Source organism: Thalassobacter sp. HA4-2, from assembly GCF_055693705.1.
Map to the genome: position 1 here is coordinate 1653262 of NZ_JBVFUK010000001.1, position 18341 is coordinate 1671602.

Annotated in this window: 14 protein-coding genes and 4 pseudogenes; 6 read left to right on the top strand and 12 right to left on the bottom strand. The window is 65.4% G+C overall.

What is annotated here, in order from left to right; translation table 11 throughout:
- Window positions 1-77: 77 nt before the first annotated feature.
- From ACZ1G0_RS08480 to dusB, 3 genes are read right to left on the bottom strand one after another with little or no spacing between them, the layout of a single operon-like run.
- Window positions 78-1442 carry a response regulator gene (locus ACZ1G0_RS08480; RefSeq protein WP_472736542.1) on the bottom strand — a complete coding sequence of 455 codons (1365 nt, stop codon included), beginning with the start codon at window positions 1440-1442 and terminating at the stop codon, window positions 78-80.
- 3 nt (window positions 1443-1445) lie between these two features.
- The gene (locus ACZ1G0_RS08485; protein ID WP_472736543.1) at window positions 1446-2519 is read right to left on the bottom strand and encodes a two-component system sensor histidine kinase NtrB; all 1074 of its coding nucleotides are present in this window, start codon (window positions 2517-2519) and stop codon (window positions 1446-1448) included.
- Window positions 2516-3517, bottom strand: a complete 1002-nt coding sequence (gene dusB / locus ACZ1G0_RS08490) for a tRNA dihydrouridine synthase DusB (RefSeq protein WP_472736544.1) — start codon at window positions 3515-3517, stop codon at window positions 2516-2518. The genes ACZ1G0_RS08485 and dusB overlap by 4 nt, the downstream gene beginning before the upstream one ends.
- Before the next feature lie 210 nt (window positions 3518-3727).
- On the opposite strand from dusB, the gene ispF reads away from it, so the two are divergent.
- From ispF to ACZ1G0_RS08510, 4 genes and pseudogenes are all read left to right on the top strand, one after another.
- Complete coding sequence (ispF, locus tag ACZ1G0_RS08495) at window positions 3728-4867, top strand: 2-C-methyl-D-erythritol 2,4-cyclodiphosphate synthase (protein WP_472736545.1); 1140 nt, start codon at window positions 3728-3730, stop codon at window positions 4865-4867.
- Complete coding sequence (locus ACZ1G0_RS08500; RefSeq protein WP_472736546.1) at window positions 4864-5373, top strand: phosphatidylglycerophosphatase A family protein; 510 nt, start codon at window positions 4864-4866, stop codon at window positions 5371-5373. The genes ispF and ACZ1G0_RS08500 overlap by 4 nt, the downstream gene beginning before the upstream one ends.
- The gene (locus tag ACZ1G0_RS08505; protein WP_472736547.1) at window positions 5370-5837 is read left to right on the top strand and encodes a CinA family protein; all 468 of its coding nucleotides are present in this window, start codon (window positions 5370-5372) and stop codon (window positions 5835-5837) included. The genes ACZ1G0_RS08500 and ACZ1G0_RS08505 overlap by 4 nt, the downstream gene beginning before the upstream one ends.
- Window positions 5838-6086: 249 nt before the next feature.
- Window positions 6087-7266, top strand: a pseudogene (locus tag ACZ1G0_RS08510) (ammonium transporter).
- Window positions 7267-7325: 59 nt separating this feature from the next.
- Here ACZ1G0_RS08510 and eda read toward each other — a convergent pair.
- From eda to hisI, 3 genes and pseudogenes are all read right to left on the bottom strand, one after another.
- Window positions 7326-7934, bottom strand: a pseudogene (eda, locus tag ACZ1G0_RS08515) (bifunctional 4-hydroxy-2-oxoglutarate aldolase/2-dehydro-3-deoxy-phosphogluconate aldolase); the annotation flags it as partial.
- A 68-nt stretch (window positions 7935-8002) separates the two neighbouring features.
- A pseudogene (gene edd / locus ACZ1G0_RS08520) lies at window positions 8003-9807 on the bottom strand (phosphogluconate dehydratase).
- Window positions 9808-9873: 66 nt separating this feature from the next.
- Window positions 9874-10233 (bottom strand): phosphoribosyl-AMP cyclohydrolase, encoded by a 360-nt coding sequence (gene hisI / locus ACZ1G0_RS08525; protein WP_472736548.1) that lies wholly within the window; start codon window positions 10231-10233, stop codon window positions 9874-9876.
- A 77-nt stretch (window positions 10234-10310) separates the two neighbouring features.
- On the opposite strand from hisI, the gene ACZ1G0_RS08530 reads away from it, so the two are divergent.
- Window positions 10311-10760: an iron-sulfur cluster assembly scaffold protein gene (locus tag ACZ1G0_RS08530; RefSeq protein WP_472736549.1), complete on the top strand. Its 450-nt coding sequence runs from the start codon at window positions 10311-10313 to the stop codon at window positions 10758-10760.
- A gap of 203 nt (window positions 10761-10963) precedes the next feature.
- Here ACZ1G0_RS08530 and ACZ1G0_RS08535 read toward each other — a convergent pair whose 3' ends face one another.
- The 5 genes and pseudogenes from ACZ1G0_RS08535 to sciP all read right to left on the bottom strand — a co-directional run bounded on the left by ACZ1G0_RS08535 (window position 10964) and on the right by sciP (window position 16551).
- Window positions 10964-11086, bottom strand: a complete 123-nt coding sequence (locus tag ACZ1G0_RS08535) for a hypothetical protein (protein ID WP_472736550.1) — start codon at window positions 11084-11086, stop codon at window positions 10964-10966.
- A 110-nt stretch (window positions 11087-11196) separates the two neighbouring features.
- Window positions 11197-13286: pseudogene (recG, locus tag ACZ1G0_RS08540) on the bottom strand (ATP-dependent DNA helicase RecG).
- A 3-nt stretch (window positions 13287-13289) separates the two neighbouring features.
- Window positions 13290-15404, bottom strand: a complete 2115-nt coding sequence (ligA, locus tag ACZ1G0_RS08545) for an NAD-dependent DNA ligase LigA (protein ID WP_472736551.1) — start codon at window positions 15402-15404, stop codon at window positions 13290-13292.
- Between the two features lie 62 nt (window positions 15405-15466).
- Window positions 15467-16180 carry a response regulator transcription factor CtrA gene (ctrA, locus tag ACZ1G0_RS08550; protein ID WP_472736552.1) on the bottom strand — a complete coding sequence of 238 codons (714 nt, stop codon included), beginning with the start codon at window positions 16178-16180 and terminating at the stop codon, window positions 15467-15469.
- A 98-nt stretch (window positions 16181-16278) separates the two neighbouring features.
- Window positions 16279-16551, bottom strand: coding sequence for a CtrA inhibitor SciP (gene sciP / locus ACZ1G0_RS08555; protein WP_472736553.1), 273 nt, complete (start codon window positions 16549-16551; stop codon window positions 16279-16281).
- Window positions 16552-16697: 146 nt separating this feature from the next.
- Here sciP and mnmA point away from each other — a divergent pair, with 146 nt between their 5' ends.
- Window positions 16698-17837, top strand: coding sequence for a tRNA 2-thiouridine(34) synthase MnmA (gene mnmA / locus ACZ1G0_RS08560; protein ID WP_472736554.1), 1140 nt, complete (start codon window positions 16698-16700; stop codon window positions 17835-17837).
- Here mnmA and ACZ1G0_RS08565 read toward each other — a convergent pair.
- Complete coding sequence (locus ACZ1G0_RS08565; protein ID WP_472736555.1) at window positions 17834-18145, bottom strand: Dabb family protein; 312 nt, start codon at window positions 18143-18145, stop codon at window positions 17834-17836. The two genes, mnmA and ACZ1G0_RS08565, sit on opposite strands and share 4 nt — an antisense overlap.
- Window positions 18146-18341: the final 196 nt, after the last annotated feature.

Genomic DNA, 18341 nt, shown 5'->3' on the forward strand with positions numbered 1-18341 from the left:
GCGTGTGACGGGGTTTTGGCCCCTGTTGATCTACCTTTGCCACGGCTGTCGCCTTTCGGCAACACCCTGTGGCATGGCTACATCAACTTGCGGCGGCGGGTCACTTGGATATCCAGCTCCGTGATCTTCTTGCGCAAGGTATTGCGGTTGATGCCCAGCAGGTCGGCACATTTGGCCTGATTGCCGCCCGTGGCCTCCAGGGCGATCTCGATCAGAGGAACCTCGATTTCGCGCAACACACGTTGATAGACACCGGGCGGCGGCAGCTGTCCGCCGTGCAGATCGAAATAGCGTTGCAGGTGCTTGGCGACGGAGCCTGACAGCTGCTGCGCCTGACCTTCGGTGCCCTGCGCCTCGATGGCGGGTTGGTTGCCAAGGACCAGATCGACCTCGCTGCGCAGGATTTCATCCGTGGAACTGGTCACGACCAACCGGCGCACGGCATTTTCCAACTGCCGCACGTTGCCGGGCCACGGATAGGCGCGAATGGCAGACATGGCGTCGTCCGAGAACCGGCGCACCGTGCCGGTGTCCCGTTCCGCACGCGTCAGAAAATGACTGGCCAACAGCGGGATATCATCCACCCGTTCGCGCAGGGCGGGCACGGTCAGGGTCACGCCGTTCAAACGGTAAAACAGGTCCGATCGGAACGCACCGCTTTCCATCTTGGACTGCAAATCCCGTTGCGAACTGGCCATGACCCTGGGCATCGTATCGCCCATGGCGTCCAGCATCCGCACCACCCGTTCCTGAGCATCCGCATCCAGATCGCCCACCTCGTCAAACAGGACCGACCCGCCGCGCGCCTTGGACAGCAGGGTTTGCGGCCCCTCCATCCCCGCCAGATCGGCCCCCGTGGCCACCACAAAGGGCAGCGTGCGCCGGTCCGAAAAGTCGTGGATGGCGCGGGCGATCAGGCTTTTGCCCGTGCCGGATTCCCCGGTGATCATCACGGGCAGGTCGGTGTTCATCACCCGCGCGACCAATCGGTACAGCGCCTGCATGGAGGCCGTGCGCCCCACCAGCGGCAGGTCGTCCTGGGCCGCGTCCTCGGACTTGGCCGCAGGGGTGGCGCGGCGCTTTTGATCCAGGGCCCGGGCGGACCGTTTCATCAGATCCGGTAGATCAAAAGGCTTGGGCAGATAGTCAAAGGCCTCCGCCTCGGTGGCCTGAATGGCGGTGGTGATGGTGTTCTGGGCCGAGATCACGATCACGGGCAGGCCCGGGCGTTCCTGGCTGATGGCGGGCAACATCTCCAGGCCATTGCCATCGGGCATCATCACATCCGTGATGACCAGGTCGCCCTTGCCTTCCTCGACCCACCGCATCAGCGTCACAAGGCTGGAGGTGGCATGCACCTTGCAGCCCGCCCGCGTCAGCGCCTGTGTCAGAACGGTGCGGATGGTGCGGTCGTCGTCTGCGACAAGTACGGTGCCGTCCATGGTCTACTCCTGGATTGCGTCTTTGGGGGCGATGGGCAGGGAAATGCGAAAGACCGTGCGCCCGGGCACACTGTCCACATTCACCCAGCCCTCGTGTTCGGAAATGATTTTGCTGACCAATGCCAGACCCAGACCGGTGCCGTTTTCACGGCCCGACACGAAGGGTTCAAACACATTGCCCGCGATTTCGGGAGGCAGGCCGGGGCCGTCGTCGATGATTTCGACCTGCAAGGGCACCGCCGCCCCGGACCCGTCTGGTTTGCGCAGGCGCAGGGACAGCTCGTAGAACGTGCGGATCGTGATCTTGCCCCCGTGGGTCCCCACCTCGGAGGCATTCTTGAGCAGGTTCAGGAACACTTGCGTCAACTGGTCCGGGTCCGCAAAGGTTGCGGGCAGCGAGGGGTCGTAGTTTTCCGTGATCGCCATATGCGCGCCAAAGCCCACCATGGCGGATTTGCGCGCCCGATCCAGAATGTCGTGGATGTTCACGGCTCGGCGTTGGGGCGGCAGCAGGTTGCCGAACTGTTCCACCTGTTCCAGCAGTTTCACGATGCGGCGGCTTTCGGCGACGATCAGGTCCGTCAGCTCCAGATCCTCGGAGGCGAGATTCATGGACAAAAGCTGCGCCGCCCCGGTGATGCCCGCCAGCGGGTTCTTGATCTCATGGGCCAGCATCTCTGCCATGCCGATGGCGGATTTGGCCGCCGTCTTTGACGAATGGCCCCGGCCCAACCGTTCGGCAATCTCGCGCGGGTGGAACAGGATCAGCACGTCGCCGGGCTGGTCCGAGATAGGCGTGATCTGCATGTCGCAGGTCTGGGGCGGGCGGTCTCCGATGCCCACGGCCACATCGTGCAAGGACAGCGGCGAGTGTGCCGACCGCAGCCGTGCAAAGGCCGCGTCCAGCGGGCTGTCCACGGCCAGCTTGTCCCACACGGGCTGACCCACCAGCGACTTGGCCGAGGCGTTCAGAAAGGTCTCGGCGGCGCTGTTTACCGCGCGAATGGTGTCGTCCCCATCCAGGATGATCGCGGCTACGGGCAGGGCCGCCCAGAGGGGATAGCTGCTGACATTCATGCGGCGGTGTCCTGTATGTGGCCCAACAGGGCGTCGGGCAGCAGGTCCATGACCCCTTCGGGCGTGGCCGTCAGAACGGATTTGCGCAGGGCTTGGGGCGTGGCCGCGTCGTCCATGTACCAGCCAAGGTGCTTGCGCGCGACCTTGCCACCGAGGGCGGTGCCGTAGAACGACAGCATGTCGTCGTAGTGGCCGCAAACCATCTGCACCAAATCTGTCCCCGTGGGGACAGTGGGCGCGGGCGTGCCATAGAGGGCGGCGGCAATCTGGGCCAGCACCCAAGGCCGCCCCTGCGCCCCGCGCCCCACCATGACCCCAGCTGCGCCCGAGGCGTCCAGCGCCGCGCGGGCAGTCGCGGGCGAGGTGATGTCGCCATTGGCCAGCACCGGAATATCCACCGCATCCACAACCGGGGCGATCGCGTCCCAGCGGGCGGAGCCCTTGTAGAACTGACAGCGCGTGCGCCCGTGGATCACCAACATGCGCACCCCGGCCCCCTCGGCCCGCTTGGCAAGGGTGGGGGCATTCAGGGCCGCATCGTCCCAGCCCAACCGGGTCTTCAGGGTCACGGGCACGTCCACGGCCGCGACCACAGCCTCGATCAGCGTCAGCGCATGATCCAGATCCCGCATCAACGCAGAGCCGGAGTAGCCAGAGGTCACCTTCTTGGCGGGGCACCCCATGTTGATGTCGATCCGCGCGGCCCCCTGATCGGCCACAAGGCGCGCGGCCTCGGCCATCCAATGCGCCTCTCTGCCGGCCAGCTGGACGGAGGTGCGCGCGCGGTCAAAGCCCAGCTCCGCACGCTCGCGGGTGCTGCCCTTGGCCTGCACCATTTCCTGACTGGCCACCATTTCCGACACCACCAATCCCGCGCCAAAGCGGCTGACCAGATCGCGGAACGGACGATCCGTGATCCCCGCCAAGGGGGCCAGCGCCACGGGCGGGTCAATGCCGAGGGCGGCGAGGTCAGATGTGGGTGTCGCGTCGGGGTGCATGCCTAATCCTTGTGCGTCTTACGGGTAACGGGGTGGGGTCAGCGGGGGAAATGCCGGGACTGCGCCGCGCGCGCCTGTCAGCGTATTTGCATAAATTATATGCACATTTTGTTAGCTGCGCACAATCCTTAACCACTACAGGTTCGCCCTTGGCGGGCGGGGTTTGTCAGGGTACGACCCTCTAAACCGACCGGAGCCTTCTGACCAGCCATGACCACCACCGCCCTTATCGTCGCCGCAGGCCGGGGCACGCGCGCAGGCGCGGGCCTGCCGAAACAATACCGCCCCCTTGCGGGCCGCCCGGTGCTGGCCTGGACGGTGGATGCGCTGGCGCCCATGGTGGATCATACGGTGATCGTGCACCACCCCGACGACCTGCCTCTGCTGTCCCCGATCGCTGGGGCCGCGATCCTGACCCCCGGGGCGGACACGCGGGACGGGTCGGTGCGCGCGGGTCTGGCCGCCCTGCCCCCCGGCACCACCCGGGTGCTGATCCACGATGCCGCCCGCCCCCTTGTCAGCGCACAGGTCATCGCCCGGGTGCTGGCGGCGCTGGACCACGCCCCCGGGGCCGCCCCCGCCCTGCCCGTCACCGATGCCCTGTGGACCGGTGCGGACGACCGCGTCACGGGCACGCAGGACCGCACGGGCCTGTACCGCGCGCAGACCCCCCAAGGTTTTCGGGTCGAGGCCATCCGCGCCGCCCATGCCGCCCTGACGGGCCCCGCCGCCGACGATGTCGCAGTCGCCCGCAGCGCAGGGCTGGAGGTTGCCATTGTCCCGGGCTGCGACGACAATATCAAAATCACGCACCCGGGCGATTTTGCCCGGGCCGAACGACTGCTGAAGGAACGCCCCATGGATATACGACTGGGCAACGGCTATGACGTGCACCGTTTTGGACCCCACAAGGATGGCGAGGAACACGTGATCCTGTGCGGGGTCAAGATCCCCCACGACCGGGGGCTGCAGGGCCACTCGGACGCGGACGTCGGGATGCACACGGTGACAGATGCGATCTACGGCGCGCTGGCCATGGGCGACATCGGCCAACACTTCCCTCCCAGCGACCCACAGTGGAAGGGTGCCGCCAGCGAAATCTTTTTGCGCCACGCCTGCGCCATGGCCCGCGACATGGGGTTCAGCATCGGCAATGTGGACTGCACGCTGGTCTGCGAGTTCCCCAAGATCGGCCCCCATGCCCTTGATATGCGGGCAGAAATGGCCAGATTGATGGAGATGCCCATGGACCGGGTCAGCGTCAAGGCGACCACCTCGGAACGGCTGGGCTTTACGGGGCGGGGCGAGGGCATTGCCTGTATCGCCACCGTGACACTGGTGAAGCCATGAGCGCCCCGAAACACACCCTCGCCCAGCTGATCGGCACCGTGTGCTATGCCGGATATCTGCGCCCGGCCCCGGGGACCTGGGGCACGCTGGCGGCCCTGCCCATCGGTTATGCCATCTGGTGGCTGGGGGGCGTGTGGCTGTTCATTCTGGCCATCCCCGTGGCCTACCTCAAGGGGCTGTGGGCCACGCGCATCCTGACCGCAGGCCGCGACGACCACGACCCGTCCGAGATTGTGGTGGACGAGCTGGTGGGCGTCTGGATCGCCCTGCTGCCCGTGGTCTGGGGGGCGGCGCGCACCGGGTCCGACCCCTTGGCCCTGTGGCCCGGGATCGTCGCCGCCGTGCTGTTGTTCCGCCTGTTCGACATCTGGAAACCCGGCCCCGTGGGGACCATGGACCGGCGGGGCGATCCTTGGGGCGTGATGCTGGACGACGTGGTCGCGGGGATCATGGCGGCCATGGGGGTTGCGGTTCTGGCGGCCCTTGCGCACGGGGTGCTGATGTGATCGCCAAGGTGCTGGAGGTCGCTTTGGCGCAGGGCTGGCGCATTGCGACCTGCGAGTCCTGTACGGGCGGCCTGATCGCGGCAAGTCTGACCGATTTGCCCGGCTCCTCGGCGGTGCTGATGGGGGGCTTTGTTACCTATTCCAACGCCGCCAAGACCGCGCTGGCGGGGGTCGATCCCGCCCTGATCACGACCCATGGGGCCGTGTCCGAACAGGTGGCCCGCGCCATGGCCGAGGGCACCTTGGCCCGCATCCCGGACGCCACCCATGCCATCGCCGTCACCGGGATCGCAGGCCCCGGCGGGTCCGAGCACAAGCCCGAGGGCCGCGTTTGTTTCGCCCTGTCCACGGTGAATGGCACCCAAGCCGAGACCGTGGACTTCGGCCCCCTTGGCCGCGCGGGCGTGCGGGCCGCGACCCGGGACCACGCCTTGGGGATGTTGCTGTCCTTGGGCAATGCCTAACCTTTAGGCAAGATCGGCGCTCAATTTCGGGGGCGGCCCCGTCAGACGTCCAGCACACGCCCTGCGCAGGCAAACTCGGCAGCGTTCACACTTTGCACAATTTTACAGCAGGGACAGGAATGAGCGCAAAGTTAATGCGCAATTTCTGAACAACCGCCTGATTAAGCATCTATTGGCGTGCTTGCTTCTTTTTTGTGCGGAGCGAGTCGCCCATCACCCGCGCAATCTGAGACACGGAAGGACATTCTCATGAACGCAGCGGACACCGCTTGGATCCTCGTCGCAACGGCACTGGTCCTCTTTATGACACTCCCGGGACTGGCGCTGTTTTACGGCGGGCTGGTGCGGTCGCGCAACGTGCTGTCGGTGTTCATGCACTGCTTTGCGATTGCGTGCCTGATGAGCGTGCTGTGGCTGGCCGTGGGATACTCCATCGCTTTTGGCGACGGCGGCCTTTGGTGGGGGGCTGGGCAAGGCGTTCCTGAACGGCGTGACCGAGGACACGATGGCGGGCAACATCCCCGAGGTTCTGTTCTTTGCCTTCCAGATGACCTTTGCGATCATCACCCCCGCCCTGATCGTCGGCGCCTATGTGGAACGGATCAGCTTCGGCTTTGTGCTGACGTTCTCGGGCGCGTGGATGTTGATCTGCTACGCCCCGGTGGCCCACTGGATCTGGGGCGGCGGGTTGTTGGCGGGGGGCGAAGGCGCCCTGTTTGCCGAAGGGGTCAACGATTTTGCCGGGGGCATCGTGGTGCACCAGACCGCAGGCTTGGCCGCGCTGATCGTGGCGGCCTTTCTCGGCCCGCGCCGGGACAAGAGCAAACCGCCCCACAACCCGGGCTACGTCATGCTGGGTGCGGCGATGCTGTGGGTCGGGTGGTTCGGCTTTAACGGCGGGTCGGAACTGGCGGCCAATGGCGGGGCGGCCATGGCGATCACGGTGACCCATATTTCGGCCGCCACGGCCTCTCTGACATGGGCCCTGTGGGAGCGCATCCGGTTTGGCAAAGCCTCCATGGTGGGCATGGTGACGGGCACAATTGCGGGTCTGGCGTCGATCACGCCCGCCTCTGGGTCCGTGGGTCCGATCGAAGCGCTGATCATCGGCGGTATCGCGGGGGTGCTGTGTCAGGAGCTCTGCGGGCTGGTCAAGAATATCCTCAAGATCGACGACACGCTGGATGTCTTCGCAGTCCACGGTGTGGGCGGCATGTTCGGCATCGTGATGCTGGCGGTCTTTGGCCACGCGGGCTGGACGGCGCAACTGGGCGGTCTGGCGGTCGTGGGCCTGTGGACAGTCGTGACAACCGTCGCAATCGTGCTGGTGGTCAAGGTGATCTTCCCGATCCGGGTGGACGAAGAGGCGGAGGTCACAGGCCTCGACCTGACCGCCCATGGCGAGCGGGCCTACGATCACGCGTCCTGACATGAAAACAGGGGCGGCCGCTGATGTGCGCCGCCCCTGTTCTTTGAGCTGATAACACCTCAGAGTGCAGCTGCATCCCGGGCCAGCGCCTCGATCCCGGCCCAATCGCCCGCAGTGACCCGGTCCTTGGGTGCGACCCAGGATCCGCCCACACAGACCACATTGGCCAGTTTCAGATAGTCGTTGGCGTTGGACGGGCTGACGCCCCCCGTGGGGCAAAAGGTGATCTGGGGGATCGGCGCGCCGATGGATTTCACGGCATTCGCCCCGCCCGACGCCTCGGCCGGGAAGAACTTGAGCATGTCATACCCCTTTTCAAGCAGGGCCATGGCCTCGGTCGCGGTGGCGGCACCGGCCAAAAGAGGCAGGTCCGCGTCCACGCAGGCCTGCAACAGGGTGTCCGTCGCCCCGGGCGACACGCCGAATTGCGCCCCTGCGGCCTTGGCGGCGCGCACATCGGTGGGGGTCAGCAGGGTGCCCGCGCCCACGATCCCGCCGGGCACATCGGCCATGGCGCGGATCGCATCAAGGGCGGCGGGGGTGCGCAGGGTCACCTCCAGCGCGGGCAGGCCACCGGCCACCAGCGCACGGGCCAGATCAGCGGCAGAACCTGCATCATCCACCACCAGCACGGGCACCACGGGGGCGCGGGCACAGATGTCACGGGCGGCTTTGGATTGGTCTTGGGGGTCATACTTTTTGCCTCCGGCGGGGGTATTTGGAACCCAATGAAGATTTAGAAAAAGACGGCGGCGCCGCTTGTGGCGGGGCCTGCGCGATCCCGGAAGAGCGAGAACAGCTCGCGCCCCACGCCCCAGGAATTGGCGGTCAGGTCGGGGGCGTGATCGTGCGCGCCTCGATGCCCTCGGTCAGGACGGACAGGTCGCCGGACACCGCATCCACGCGGACCAGATCGCCGTCCTGCACCTTGGCGATCAGCCCGCCGTCCAGCGCCTCGGGGGCGACGTGGATCGCGGCGGGCACCTTGCCCGATGCACCCGACATGCGCCCATCGGTGACCAGCGCCACCCGGTGGCCGCGCCCTTGCAGGATGGTCAGCACCGGGGTCAGCCCGTGCAGTTCGGGCATGCCGTTGGCCTTGGGACCTTGGTAGCGGACGACGATGACGACATCCTTGTTCAACTCTCCGGCTTTGAAGGCCTCTTTCACGGCGTCTTGGCTTTCGAAAACGCGGGCGGGGGCTTCGGTTATGTGGAAATCGGGATCCACGGCCGAGACTTTCATCACCCCGCGCCCCAGATTGCCCGACAGTTGCGCAAGCCCGCCCGTGGGTTGGAACGCCTGGCCGACGGGGCGCAGGATCTTGTCGTTCAGGGTGGTGTTGGTGCCGTCTTCCCAGACCACCGCATCGCCATGCAGCTTGGGTTCCTGGGTGTAGCGGGTCAGGCCATCGCCGGCCACGGTGCGCACATCTTCGTGCATCAGGCCTGCATCCAACAGCTCCCCGATCATGTAGCCAAGGCCGCCTGCGGCATGGAAATGGTTCACATCCGCCAGACCGTTGGGATAGACCCGCGCCATCAAGGGCGTGGCCTCGGACAGATCCGCGAAATCCTCCAGATCCAGAATGACCCCAGCCGCGCGCGCCATGGCCACAAGGTGGATCACAAGGTTGGTGGACCCGCCCGTGGCCATCAGACCGACCAGACCGTTCACAAAGGCCTTTTCGTCGAGGATATCGCACACGGGCGTATAGGCATTGCCCAGACCCGTGATCGCGGCGGCCCGGTGGGTGGTCGCCTCGGTCAGGGCGTCGCGCAGGGGCGTGCCCGGGTTGACAAAGCTGGCCCCGGGCATGTGCAGCCCCATGAATTCCATCAGCATCTGGTTGGAGTTCGCGGTGCCATAGAATGTGCAGGTGCCCGGCCCGTGGTAAGAGGCCATCTCGGCCTCCATCAGCTTGTCCCGACCGATCTTGCCCTCGGCGTATTCCCGGCGCACCCGAGCCTTTTCGTCGTTGGGCAGGCCAGAGGTCATGGGACCAGCCGGCACAAAGATGCCCGGCAGATAGCCAAAAGTGGCCGCCGCGATCACCAACCCGGGGACAATCTTGTCGCAAACGCCCAGATAGATCGCCGCGTCAAAGGTGTTATGAGAGAGGGCAACGCCCGCAGCCATGGCAATCACATCGCGCGAGAACAGGGACAGTTCCATCCCCACCTGGCCCTGGGTCACGCCATCGCACATGGCAGGCACGCCGCCCGCCACTTGCGCCGTGGCACCCACGCTACGGGCGGCGGCCTTGATCCGGTCGGGATAATCCTTGAACGGTTGGTGCGCCGACAGCATGTCGTTGTAGGCGGTAACGATCCCAAGGTTGGGGGCCTTTTCCGCGACCAGCGCGTCCTTGTCCCCTTCCATGGCGGCATAGGCATGGGCCTGATTGCCGCAGGTCAGATGCGCCCGGCGCGGCCCGTCGTCGGCCAATTGGCGCATGCGGTCCAGGTATTGCCCACGCGCCGTGGCAGAGCGGGCGATGATCCGTGCGGTCACGGCTTCGATACGATGATCCAGAGGCATGAGAGTCTCCCTTGGCTGAATTTGGGGCCTCTATAACCTGTTAGCGCTAACGGTGCTAGGGGCTTTTCACACCATAGGCGCCATCAGCTCCACCTCCTCGCCGTCGCGCAGGGCGGTGTAGAAACAGCTACGCCGATTGGTGTGGCAGGCGGGACCCTCTTGGCGCACCGTGGCCAGCAGGCAATCGCGGTCGCAATCCACGCGCAGATCCACAAGGGTTTGGGTGTGGCCCGACGTCTCGCCCTTGATCCAGAACGCTTGACGGGACCGCGACCAATAGGTCACCCGCCCCGTGGCCAAAGTCTGGGCCACGGCGTCGGCGTTCATCCAGGCCATCATCAACACGTCCCCCGTGTCCGCATCCTGGGCAATGCAGGGCACCAGCCCGGCGGCGTCGAATTTCAGGGTGGTGGGGTCAAATGCCATGGTCTTTCCTTTGCAATTCAGCCCCACCTGTCTATCTTGAGGATGGACCGAATGCACCCCGCAATGGAGGCCCCCGCGTGAGCGACAGTGACCTGATCAAACTCTATTCCGCCCGAATTCTGGCACTGGCCGCCGATATGCCCCATGTGGGGCGGCTGGACGGGGCCGACGGAACGGGCAAGAAACGCTCGCCCCTGTGCGGATCATCGGTGACGGTGGATGTGCGCGTGGACGGTGACCGGGTCACGGATTACGGCCAGGACGTGAAGGCCTGCGCCCTGGGGCAAGCGGCAGCGGCGGTCGTGGGCGGGGCCGTGATCGGGCGCACCCGGGCCGAGGTGCAGGCCGCACGCGACGCGCTGACGGCGATGTTGAAATCCGGTGGCCCTGCCCCGGCGGCCCCCTTTGACGGCTTGGAGGTTCTGTTGCCCGCCCGCGACTACAAGAACCGCCATGCGTCGATCCTGTTGTCCCTTGATGCGACCCTCGATGCCATGGACGAAGCCGCGGCGCGTCTGTCCGCCTGATCGCCAAAACGAAGCGCACCAAAAAAACCGCCGCACTCCGTGGGGCGGAGGCGGCGGAAGGTACACTGTGCGGGCTGGGCTAAGGGGCGACCGAGGCAGAGATCGCGCCCGAAACTTCGGCGGAAAACCGGGGCAGTTCGGCATAATTCAAGGGACAGAGATATGCGAGGCCCGGCCCGACAGTGTGGGGCAGAAAGGGTAAATCAGATCATGGACGGCAGGTGCAGCGCCCCCAGAACAACAGTCACAAGCCAGACACCGCCCAGTACATCCACCGCCAATTGGTCGGGGGCGCGGTTCAGCAGTTTGCGTAGTTCGGTCAGCATCTTGGCTCTCCTGTTCTTGTTCTGTGCTCTGTTGGCCCTTTGTTCTCATTTTGGAAACGGCAAAGCAAGAACTTTTTAAGAACATTTAACAGTTTATGAACAGGAAATCGCTAACCCACTGATATCAAAGGGAACGCGCGATCCTGCCGCATCAGCCACAGCAGAACACGCACGGCCCGCCCCCGGTCAGACGTCAGGTCCGGGTCATGGGTCAACAGGGTGCGCGCGTCCGATTGGGCCAGCGCCATCAGGGCGGACTGGCGTTCCAGATCGGCAATGCGGAACCGGGGCACGCCGGATTGCGCCGTGCCGATGACATCCCCCGCACCGCGAATCCGCAGATCTTCTTCGGCGATGCGAAAGCCGTCCTCGCTTTCACGCAGGATACGCAGGCGCTGCTCAGCGGTCTCGGACATGGGGGACTTGTACAGCATCAGGCAGGTGGACTTCGCGGAGCCCCGCCCCACCCGGCCCCGCAACTGGTGCAATTGCGCCAGTCCGAACGTCTCGGCCCGTTCGATCACCATGATCGAGGCGTTGGGCACGTTCACCCCCACCTCGATCACCGTGGTGGCCACCAGAACCGCGATCTCTCCGGCGACAAAGGCGGCCATGGTGGCGTCCTTGTCCCGGGGGTGCATCTGGCCGTGGACCAGCCCGACAACCCCGTCCCCCAAGGCGGCGCGCAGGGCCTTGAATCGGGTTTCGGCGGCGATCAGGTCCATGGTCTCGCTCTCCTCGACCAAGGGACAGACCCAATAGGCCTGCCGCCCCTCGCCCAAGGCTTGGCGCAGGCGCGCGATCACATCGTCCAGCCGCGCCGTGGGCACCAGGGCGGTCTGGACCGGCGTGCGCCCGGGGGCTTTTCATCCAGAACCGACACATCCATGTCCCCGAACTGCGTCAGAGCAAGGGAGCGTGGGATCGGCGTCGCCGTCATCACCAGCATATCCACGGCGGCGTTCTTGGCCCCCAGCAACTGGCGCTGGCGCACGCCAAAGCGGTGCTGTTCGTCCACAATCGCAAGGCGCAGGTCGTGAAACACCACGTCTTCTTGAAACACCGCGTGGGTGCCCACCAGAATCTGCAACGCGCCCGAGGCCAGTGCCGCCAGCTTGGTCCGCCGTTCTGCCCCCTTGTCGCGGCCCGTCAGGAGTTCCAGCGACACGCCCGCCTCCGCCGCCAAGGGCCGCAGCCCGTCCAGATGTTGCCGCGCAAGGATTTCCGTGGGGGCCATCAACACCGCCTGCCCGCCCGCCTCGACCGCCGTGACCATGGCCAACAGGGCTACCAGCGTTTTGCCGGACCCCACATCCCCCTGCAACAACCGCGACATGCGGTGCGGCGCGGCCATATCGGTCAGGATTTCGCCCAAGGCCCGGGTCTGCGCGCCCGTGGGCGCGAACGGCAGTGCCTGCAACACCGCGCGCTGCACCGCGCCGGGGGCTTCGGTCACGCGTCCCGGTTGCGCGCGGTCCCGCGCCCGGGCCAAGGCCAGCGTGACCTGATGGGCGAACATCTCGTCATAGGCCAGACGCAGGCGCGCCGGGGCCTCGGGGGCCAGATCGGCGGGCCCTTCGGGCGCATGGGCCGCGTGGACCGCCGCCTGCCAATCGGGCCAGCCTTTCCGGGCGATCAGGGCCGGATCGATCCATTCGTCCAGCTTGGGCGCCCGCGTCAACGCCCCGGCCAAGGCGCGGGCAAAGGTCTTGCGCGCCATGCCCCCGTGCAGCGTGTGCACGGGTTCGAAATTGGGCAGGCTGCCCGCCTCCTCCGGTGGGACGATGTGGTCCGGGTGGGCCATCTGCGCCACACCGTCAAAACGTTCCAGCTTGCCCGACACGATGCGCACCGCCCCCACGGGCAGCTGCGATTTCAGGTAGTTGCCGTGGGCGTGAAAGAACACGAGGAAAAAGCTGGTCTCGGCATCGCTGACCTCGATGCGATAAGGGCGGCCCTTGCTGCGCGGCTCGAAATGTTGGCCGACGGTAACGGCGGTGGTGACAATCTCGCCCGTGACCGCGCCGTTGATCGTGGGGCGCAACTGGCGGTCGATCCCGCCCGTAGGCAGCTGCATCAACAGGTCCACCGGAGCCTCGATCCCGACCTGTTCCAACGCCTGCCCGATCTTGGGGCCGATGCCGGGCAGACTGTCGATGCCGGCAAACAGCGGGAACAGGATTTCGGGGCGACCGGCCACGGATCAGTGGCCCGCGATCAGGTCGAACCAGCCGTCTTCGTCGATGGTTTCCACGCCCAGATCCGCAGCCTTCTTGGCCTTGGACCCGGCACCGGGCCCGGCCACCAACAGATCGGTCTTGGCAGAGACGGAGCCTGCGACCTTGGCGCCCAGGCTTTCGGCGCGGGCCTTCGCCTCGGCCCGGGACATGCGTTCCAAGGTGCCCGTAAAGACCACCGTCTTACCCGCCACCGGGGAGGCGGAGGTGTCGGCCCGCGCCACGGGGGTCACGTCCAGATGCGCCACCAGCCGGTCGATCGCCGCGCGTTCGGCGGGGTTGGCAAAGGTGGCAATCAGCGACGCCGCCATGACCTGCCCGACCCCGTCGATATCCACCAGCGCCCCGTAGGCCGGGTCGTCCGGGTCCGCGGCGGCGACAAGCGCGCCCTCGAACTGGGGCCAGTCGGCATAGTGGCGCGCCAGCAGGTTCGCCGCCTGTTCGCCCACGTGGCGTATGCCAAGGGCAAAGATCATGCGGTTCAGGGGGATGGTGCGTTTGGCGTCGATGGCGGCGAAGAGGGCAGTGGCGGATTTCTCGCCCCAGCCGGTCTTGTTCCTGAGCGCCTGAAGGCCGGAGCCGTAGCGGTCGCGCAGGGTGAAGATGTCCGCGAAATCCTTGATCCAGCCGTCCAGATAGAATTGCTCCACCTGTTTGCTGCCCAACCCCTCGATGTCGAAGGCGGCGCGCGAGACGAAATGTTTCAGCTTTTCAACGGCCTGCGCGGGACAGATCATCCCGCCCGTGCAGCGGCGCACGGCGTCGCCCGGCTCGCGCACCGCATCCGATCCGCATTCGGGACAGGTGGTCGGAAAGGGGAAGGGGGTGGCGTCGTCGAGGCGCGCGGACAGGTCCACGTCCGCGATCTTGGGGATCACATCGCCTGCGCGGTAGACCTGCACCCGGTCGCCCACGCGGATGTCACGGCCGTCGCGGATCGCCTCACCCTTGGCGTTCAGCCCCTTGATATAATCCTCGTTGTGCAGGGTCGCGTTGGACACCACGACGCCGCCCACGGTCACGGGGGTCAGGCGCGCCACGGGGCTGAGCGCGCCGGTGCGGCCCACCTGGATGTCGATCGCCTCTAGCCGGGTCCAGGCCAGTTCGGCGGCGAATTTATGGGCGATGGCCCAGCGGGGCGTGGTGGAGCGTAGGCCGAGCCGGTCCTGATAGGCGAGATCGTCCACCTTGTAGACCACCCCGTCGATGTCATAGCCCAGATCCGCGCGGCGGTGCTCGATGTGGCTGTAGTGGGCCAGCAGCTCGGCGGGCGTGGCGCAGCGCCGGGTCAGGTCATTGAGCACAAACCCCATCGCCGCCAGCCGCGCCAGCGCCTCGGTCTGGGTGGGGGCCAGCGGGGCCGAAACCTCGCCCCAGGCATAGGCGAAGAACCGCAAGGGGCGCGCGCGGGTGATCTCTGGATCCAACTGGCGCAGGGATCCGGCGGCGGCGTTGCGCGGGTTGGCAAAGGTCTTTTCACCCTTGTCCGACTGGCGCGCGTTCAGGGCGGCGAATTCGGTGTGAGACATATAGACCTCGCCCCGCACCTCCAGCACGTCGGGCACATCGCCCGTCAGGGTGTGGGGGATATCCGCGATCATGCGGGCGTTGGCAGTGACGTTTTCGCCCACGCTGCCATCGCCGCGCGTGGCCGCCTGGATCAGCTGGCCCTTTTCATAACGCAAAGAAAGGGACAGACCGTCGATCTTGGGTTCTGCGGTGTAGGCCAGCGGATCATCCGGTGCCAGTCCCAGAAACTTGCGCACGCGATCGTCAAAGTCCTGCACGTCCTCCGCGTCAAAGGCATTGCCAAGGGACAGCATCCGCCGGGCGTGGATGATCTTGCCAAACCCGTCGGCGGCGGGGGCGCCGATCTGTCGGGACGGGCTGTCGTCGCGGACCAGATCCGGAAAACGCGCCTCGATGGCGGCGTTCTCACGTTTTAGACGATCAAATTCCGCGTCCGTCAGAACCGGATCGTCCTTGCCGTGATAGGCCACGTTCGCCTGCCCCAAAAGGCTGGCAAGACGCGCAAGCTCTGCCCGCGCGTCCTGTTCTGTCATATTCTCTACGTCCGACATGGCCACCCCGCCCCTAGCTTAGGGTTTGGTTGTAGGTGGCCCCTGCCCCCATTTCCAGTGGGTCAGGACGCGGCGGCGATGGTTTCTTGCATTTCCGACCCGACAGGGTCGCGCAGCACATAGCCCCGGCCCCACACGGTTTCGATATGGTTCTCACCGCCATTCGCCTCTGCCAGCTTCTTGCGCAGCTTGCAGATGAAGACGTCGATAATCTTCAACTCCGGCTCGTCCATGCCGCCATAGAGGTGGTTGAGGAACATTTCCTTGGTCAGGGTGGTGCCCTTGCGCAAGGACAGCAGTTCCAGCATCTGGTATTCCTTGCCCGTCAAATGCACAGGCGCGCCTTCCACATCGACGGTCTTGGCATCCAGATTGACACAGACCTTGCCCGTCTTGATCACGGATTGGGAATGGCCCTTGGACCGGCGGATAATTGCGTGGATGCGGGCGACCAGTTCTTCGCGGTGGAAGGGCTTGGTCATGTAGTCATCGGCCCCGAACCCGAATCCCCTGATCTTGCTTTCGGTATCGTCGGCCCCGGACAGAATCAGGATCGGCGTCTCGATCCGGGCCAGCCGCAACTGGCGCAGGACATCATGGCCATTCATGTCCGGCAGGTTCAGGTCGAGCAGAATAATGTCGTAGTCATAGAGTTTCGCCAGATCGATGCCTTCTTCGCCAAGATCTGTGCAATAGACGTTGAGATTGGCGTTGGACAGCATCATTTCGATGCTTTTCGACGTGGTTGGATCATCTTCGACCAGTAGGACTCGCATCGTGAATTCTCCTTATGCCCCTTGAATGCACCCAACTTTGGTCAAAAAGGTTAACGCACCGTTACCGTAAGTGACCTATCTAAAAATACAACTGGACGTTAACGATACTTCTGCAGGTCGGTCGTCTTCAGCCCCGGCACCCCATGAGTGGACACGGCATAGACCCACGAGGCGAACTCTTCCTCGGACAGGCCATAGCGTTCCAACGCCTCCTCCAACCCGATCAGCCCGGCCTGCACGCCGATCACCACGGCGGCTTTTCTGCTTGCAACCCAACGGGTTGTCTTGGGCGATGGCAGATCATCGCGGGTCATTTGTTTGCCGTTGGGCAAGGTCACCGAATAGGGTTGTTTTGGGCGACGGATGTACATTTTGGTCCCTCATCTTCGTGTCGCCCCCGTCTTGCCCGCAGATGTTTAAGGCTGTCTGAAGCCCGCCCTTGAGAATACCTAAGATTTTCATATATCTGGCCCTAACCCACCCCAATCTGGCCCCCAACCCCACCCGGAGCGCCGCCATGCCCCTCGATCCTGCCCTCAACTCCTTGGGATTCGCCAAGCCGCCCAGCGAGACGCGCGTTGTCGTCGCCATGTCTGGCGGCGTGGACAGTTCGGTCGTGGCCGCACATCTGGCCGAACAGGGCTATGACGTGGTGGGCGTGACCTTGCAGCTGTACGACCATGGCGCGGCGCTGGCCAAGAAGGGCGCGTGTTGCGCGGGCCGCGACATCCACGACGCGCGCCGGGTGGCCGAAGAGATGGGCTTTCCCCATTACGTGCTGGATTACGAGAACACCTTTAAGGAAGCGGTGATTGACGAGTTCGCCGACAGCTATCTGGCCGGGGCCACGCCCGTGCCCTGCATCCGCTGCAACGAACGGGTCAAATTCAAGGACCTGCTGGAAACCGCGCGGGATCTGGACGCCGATTGCATGGCCACGGGCCACTATATCCAGCGTATGATGGGCGCGACCAAGGCCGAACTGCACAGCGCCGCGGACGCGAACCGGGATCAAAGCTATTTCCTGTTTTCCACCACGCAGGAACAGCTCGACTATCTGCGCTTTCCCTTGGGCCATCTGCCCAGCAAGGACGACACCCGGGCGCTGGCGGCGAAATACGGGCTGGCGGTGGCGGACAAGCCCGACAGTCAGGACATCTGTTTCGTGCCGAACGGCGATTATGCCGCCGTGATCGAGAAACTGCGCCCCGGCGCGGGCGAGCCCGGCGATATCGTCCACGCCGATGGGCGGGTTCTGGGCCAGCACAATGGGGTCATCCACTACACCATCGGCCAGCGGCGGGGCTTGGGCATCGGGGGGCTGTCGGAACCGCTCTATGTGGTCAAGCTGGATGCGGACACGCGGCGCGTGGTCGTAGGGCCCAAGGACATGCTGTCTACCCGCACCATCCCCGTGCGCGAGATCAACTGGCTGGGCGACGCGCCCTTTGACAGTCAGGGGGAATGGCACGTGGGCGTCAAGGTCCGCAGCACCCGCCCCCCGCGCGACGCGATCATCCGCCCCCTTTCAGCCACCCAAGCCGAGGTGGAGCTGATCGTGGCCGAGGACGGGATCAGCCCCGGACAGGCCTGTGTGTTCTACGACCAGAACAGCACCCGCATCTTTGGTGGCGGCTGGATCTGGCGCGGCTACTAGAAGTCCGCGGCCACCCGCAGGTCCCGCAAGGGGCGTACAACCTCGATGCTGCGCTGATACAGGGGATGGGCGTGGTAGGCGGCCAGGGCCGCTTGGTCCTCGAACTCCGCATAGACAACGACATCCACGGCATTGCCGATCCCGTCGGCCTTTTGGTTGCGGCAGACCTCGAAGTGCCGGGCGTGGGGGATGTCCGCCAACAGGCGCAGCCCGGCCTCGATCCGGTCCAGATCGGCGGCATCGCGGGCCGAGAAAAACACCACATGGCGCAGAAAACCGCGCGTGGCCGGGTCGCTGGAAGATGCCATCCCTGTCGTCCCCAAATGTCCGTCCCCGAATGTGCGGGCTGGTTGCAATGCGCCCGGTTATACCGCCCAAGGCCCCCGGGGCAAGGCAACTCCGCCCGCCCAGCCCCCTGATTTGGCCCTAAGCCTGCATCGCATTTGGCCCTATCGGCCCGGCGCATTTAGGGCCATCACGGTTGCAAGCGTCCATTCAACCGGG

Bases quoted from the DNA above. Each gene is read 5' to 3' on its own strand.
- ACZ1G0_RS08535 (WP_472736550.1), bottom strand. From the start codon at position 11,086: ATGCTGACCGAACTACGCAAACTGCTGAACCGCGCCCCCGACCAATTG.
- ctrA (WP_472736552.1), bottom strand. From the start codon at position 16,180: ATGCGAGTCCTACTGGTCGAAGATGATCCAACCACGTCGAAAAGCATC.
- hisI (WP_472736548.1), bottom strand. From the start codon at position 10,233: ATGGCATTTGACCCCACCACCCTGAAATTCGACGCCGCCGGGCTGGTG.
- ACZ1G0_RS08485 (WP_472736543.1), bottom strand. From the start codon at position 2,519: ATGAATGTCAGCAGCTATCCCCTCTGGGCGGCCCTGCCCGTAGCCGCG.
- mnmA (WP_472736554.1), top strand. From the start codon at position 16,698: ATGCCCCTCGATCCTGCCCTCAACTCCTTGGGATTCGCCAAGCCGCCC.
- sciP (WP_472736553.1), bottom strand. From the start codon at position 16,551: ATGTACATCCGTCGCCCAAAACAACCCTATTCGGTGACCTTGCCCAAC.
- ACZ1G0_RS08565 (WP_472736555.1), bottom strand. From the start codon at position 18,145: ATGGCATCTTCCAGCGACCCGGCCACGCGCGGTTTTCTGCGCCATGTG.
- ACZ1G0_RS08480 (WP_472736542.1), bottom strand. From the start codon at position 1,442: ATGGACGGCACCGTACTTGTCGCAGACGACGACCGCACCATCCGCACC.
- dusB (WP_472736544.1), bottom strand. From the start codon at position 3,517: ATGCACCCCGACGCGACACCCACATCTGACCTCGCCGCCCTCGGCATT.
- ligA (WP_472736551.1), bottom strand. From the start codon at position 15,404: ATGTCGGACGTAGAGAATATGACAGAACAGGACGCGCGGGCAGAGCTT.
- ACZ1G0_RS08500 (WP_472736546.1), top strand. From the start codon at position 4,864: ATGAGCGCCCCGAAACACACCCTCGCCCAGCTGATCGGCACCGTGTGC.
- ispF (WP_472736545.1), top strand. From the start codon at position 3,728: ATGACCACCACCGCCCTTATCGTCGCCGCAGGCCGGGGCACGCGCGCA.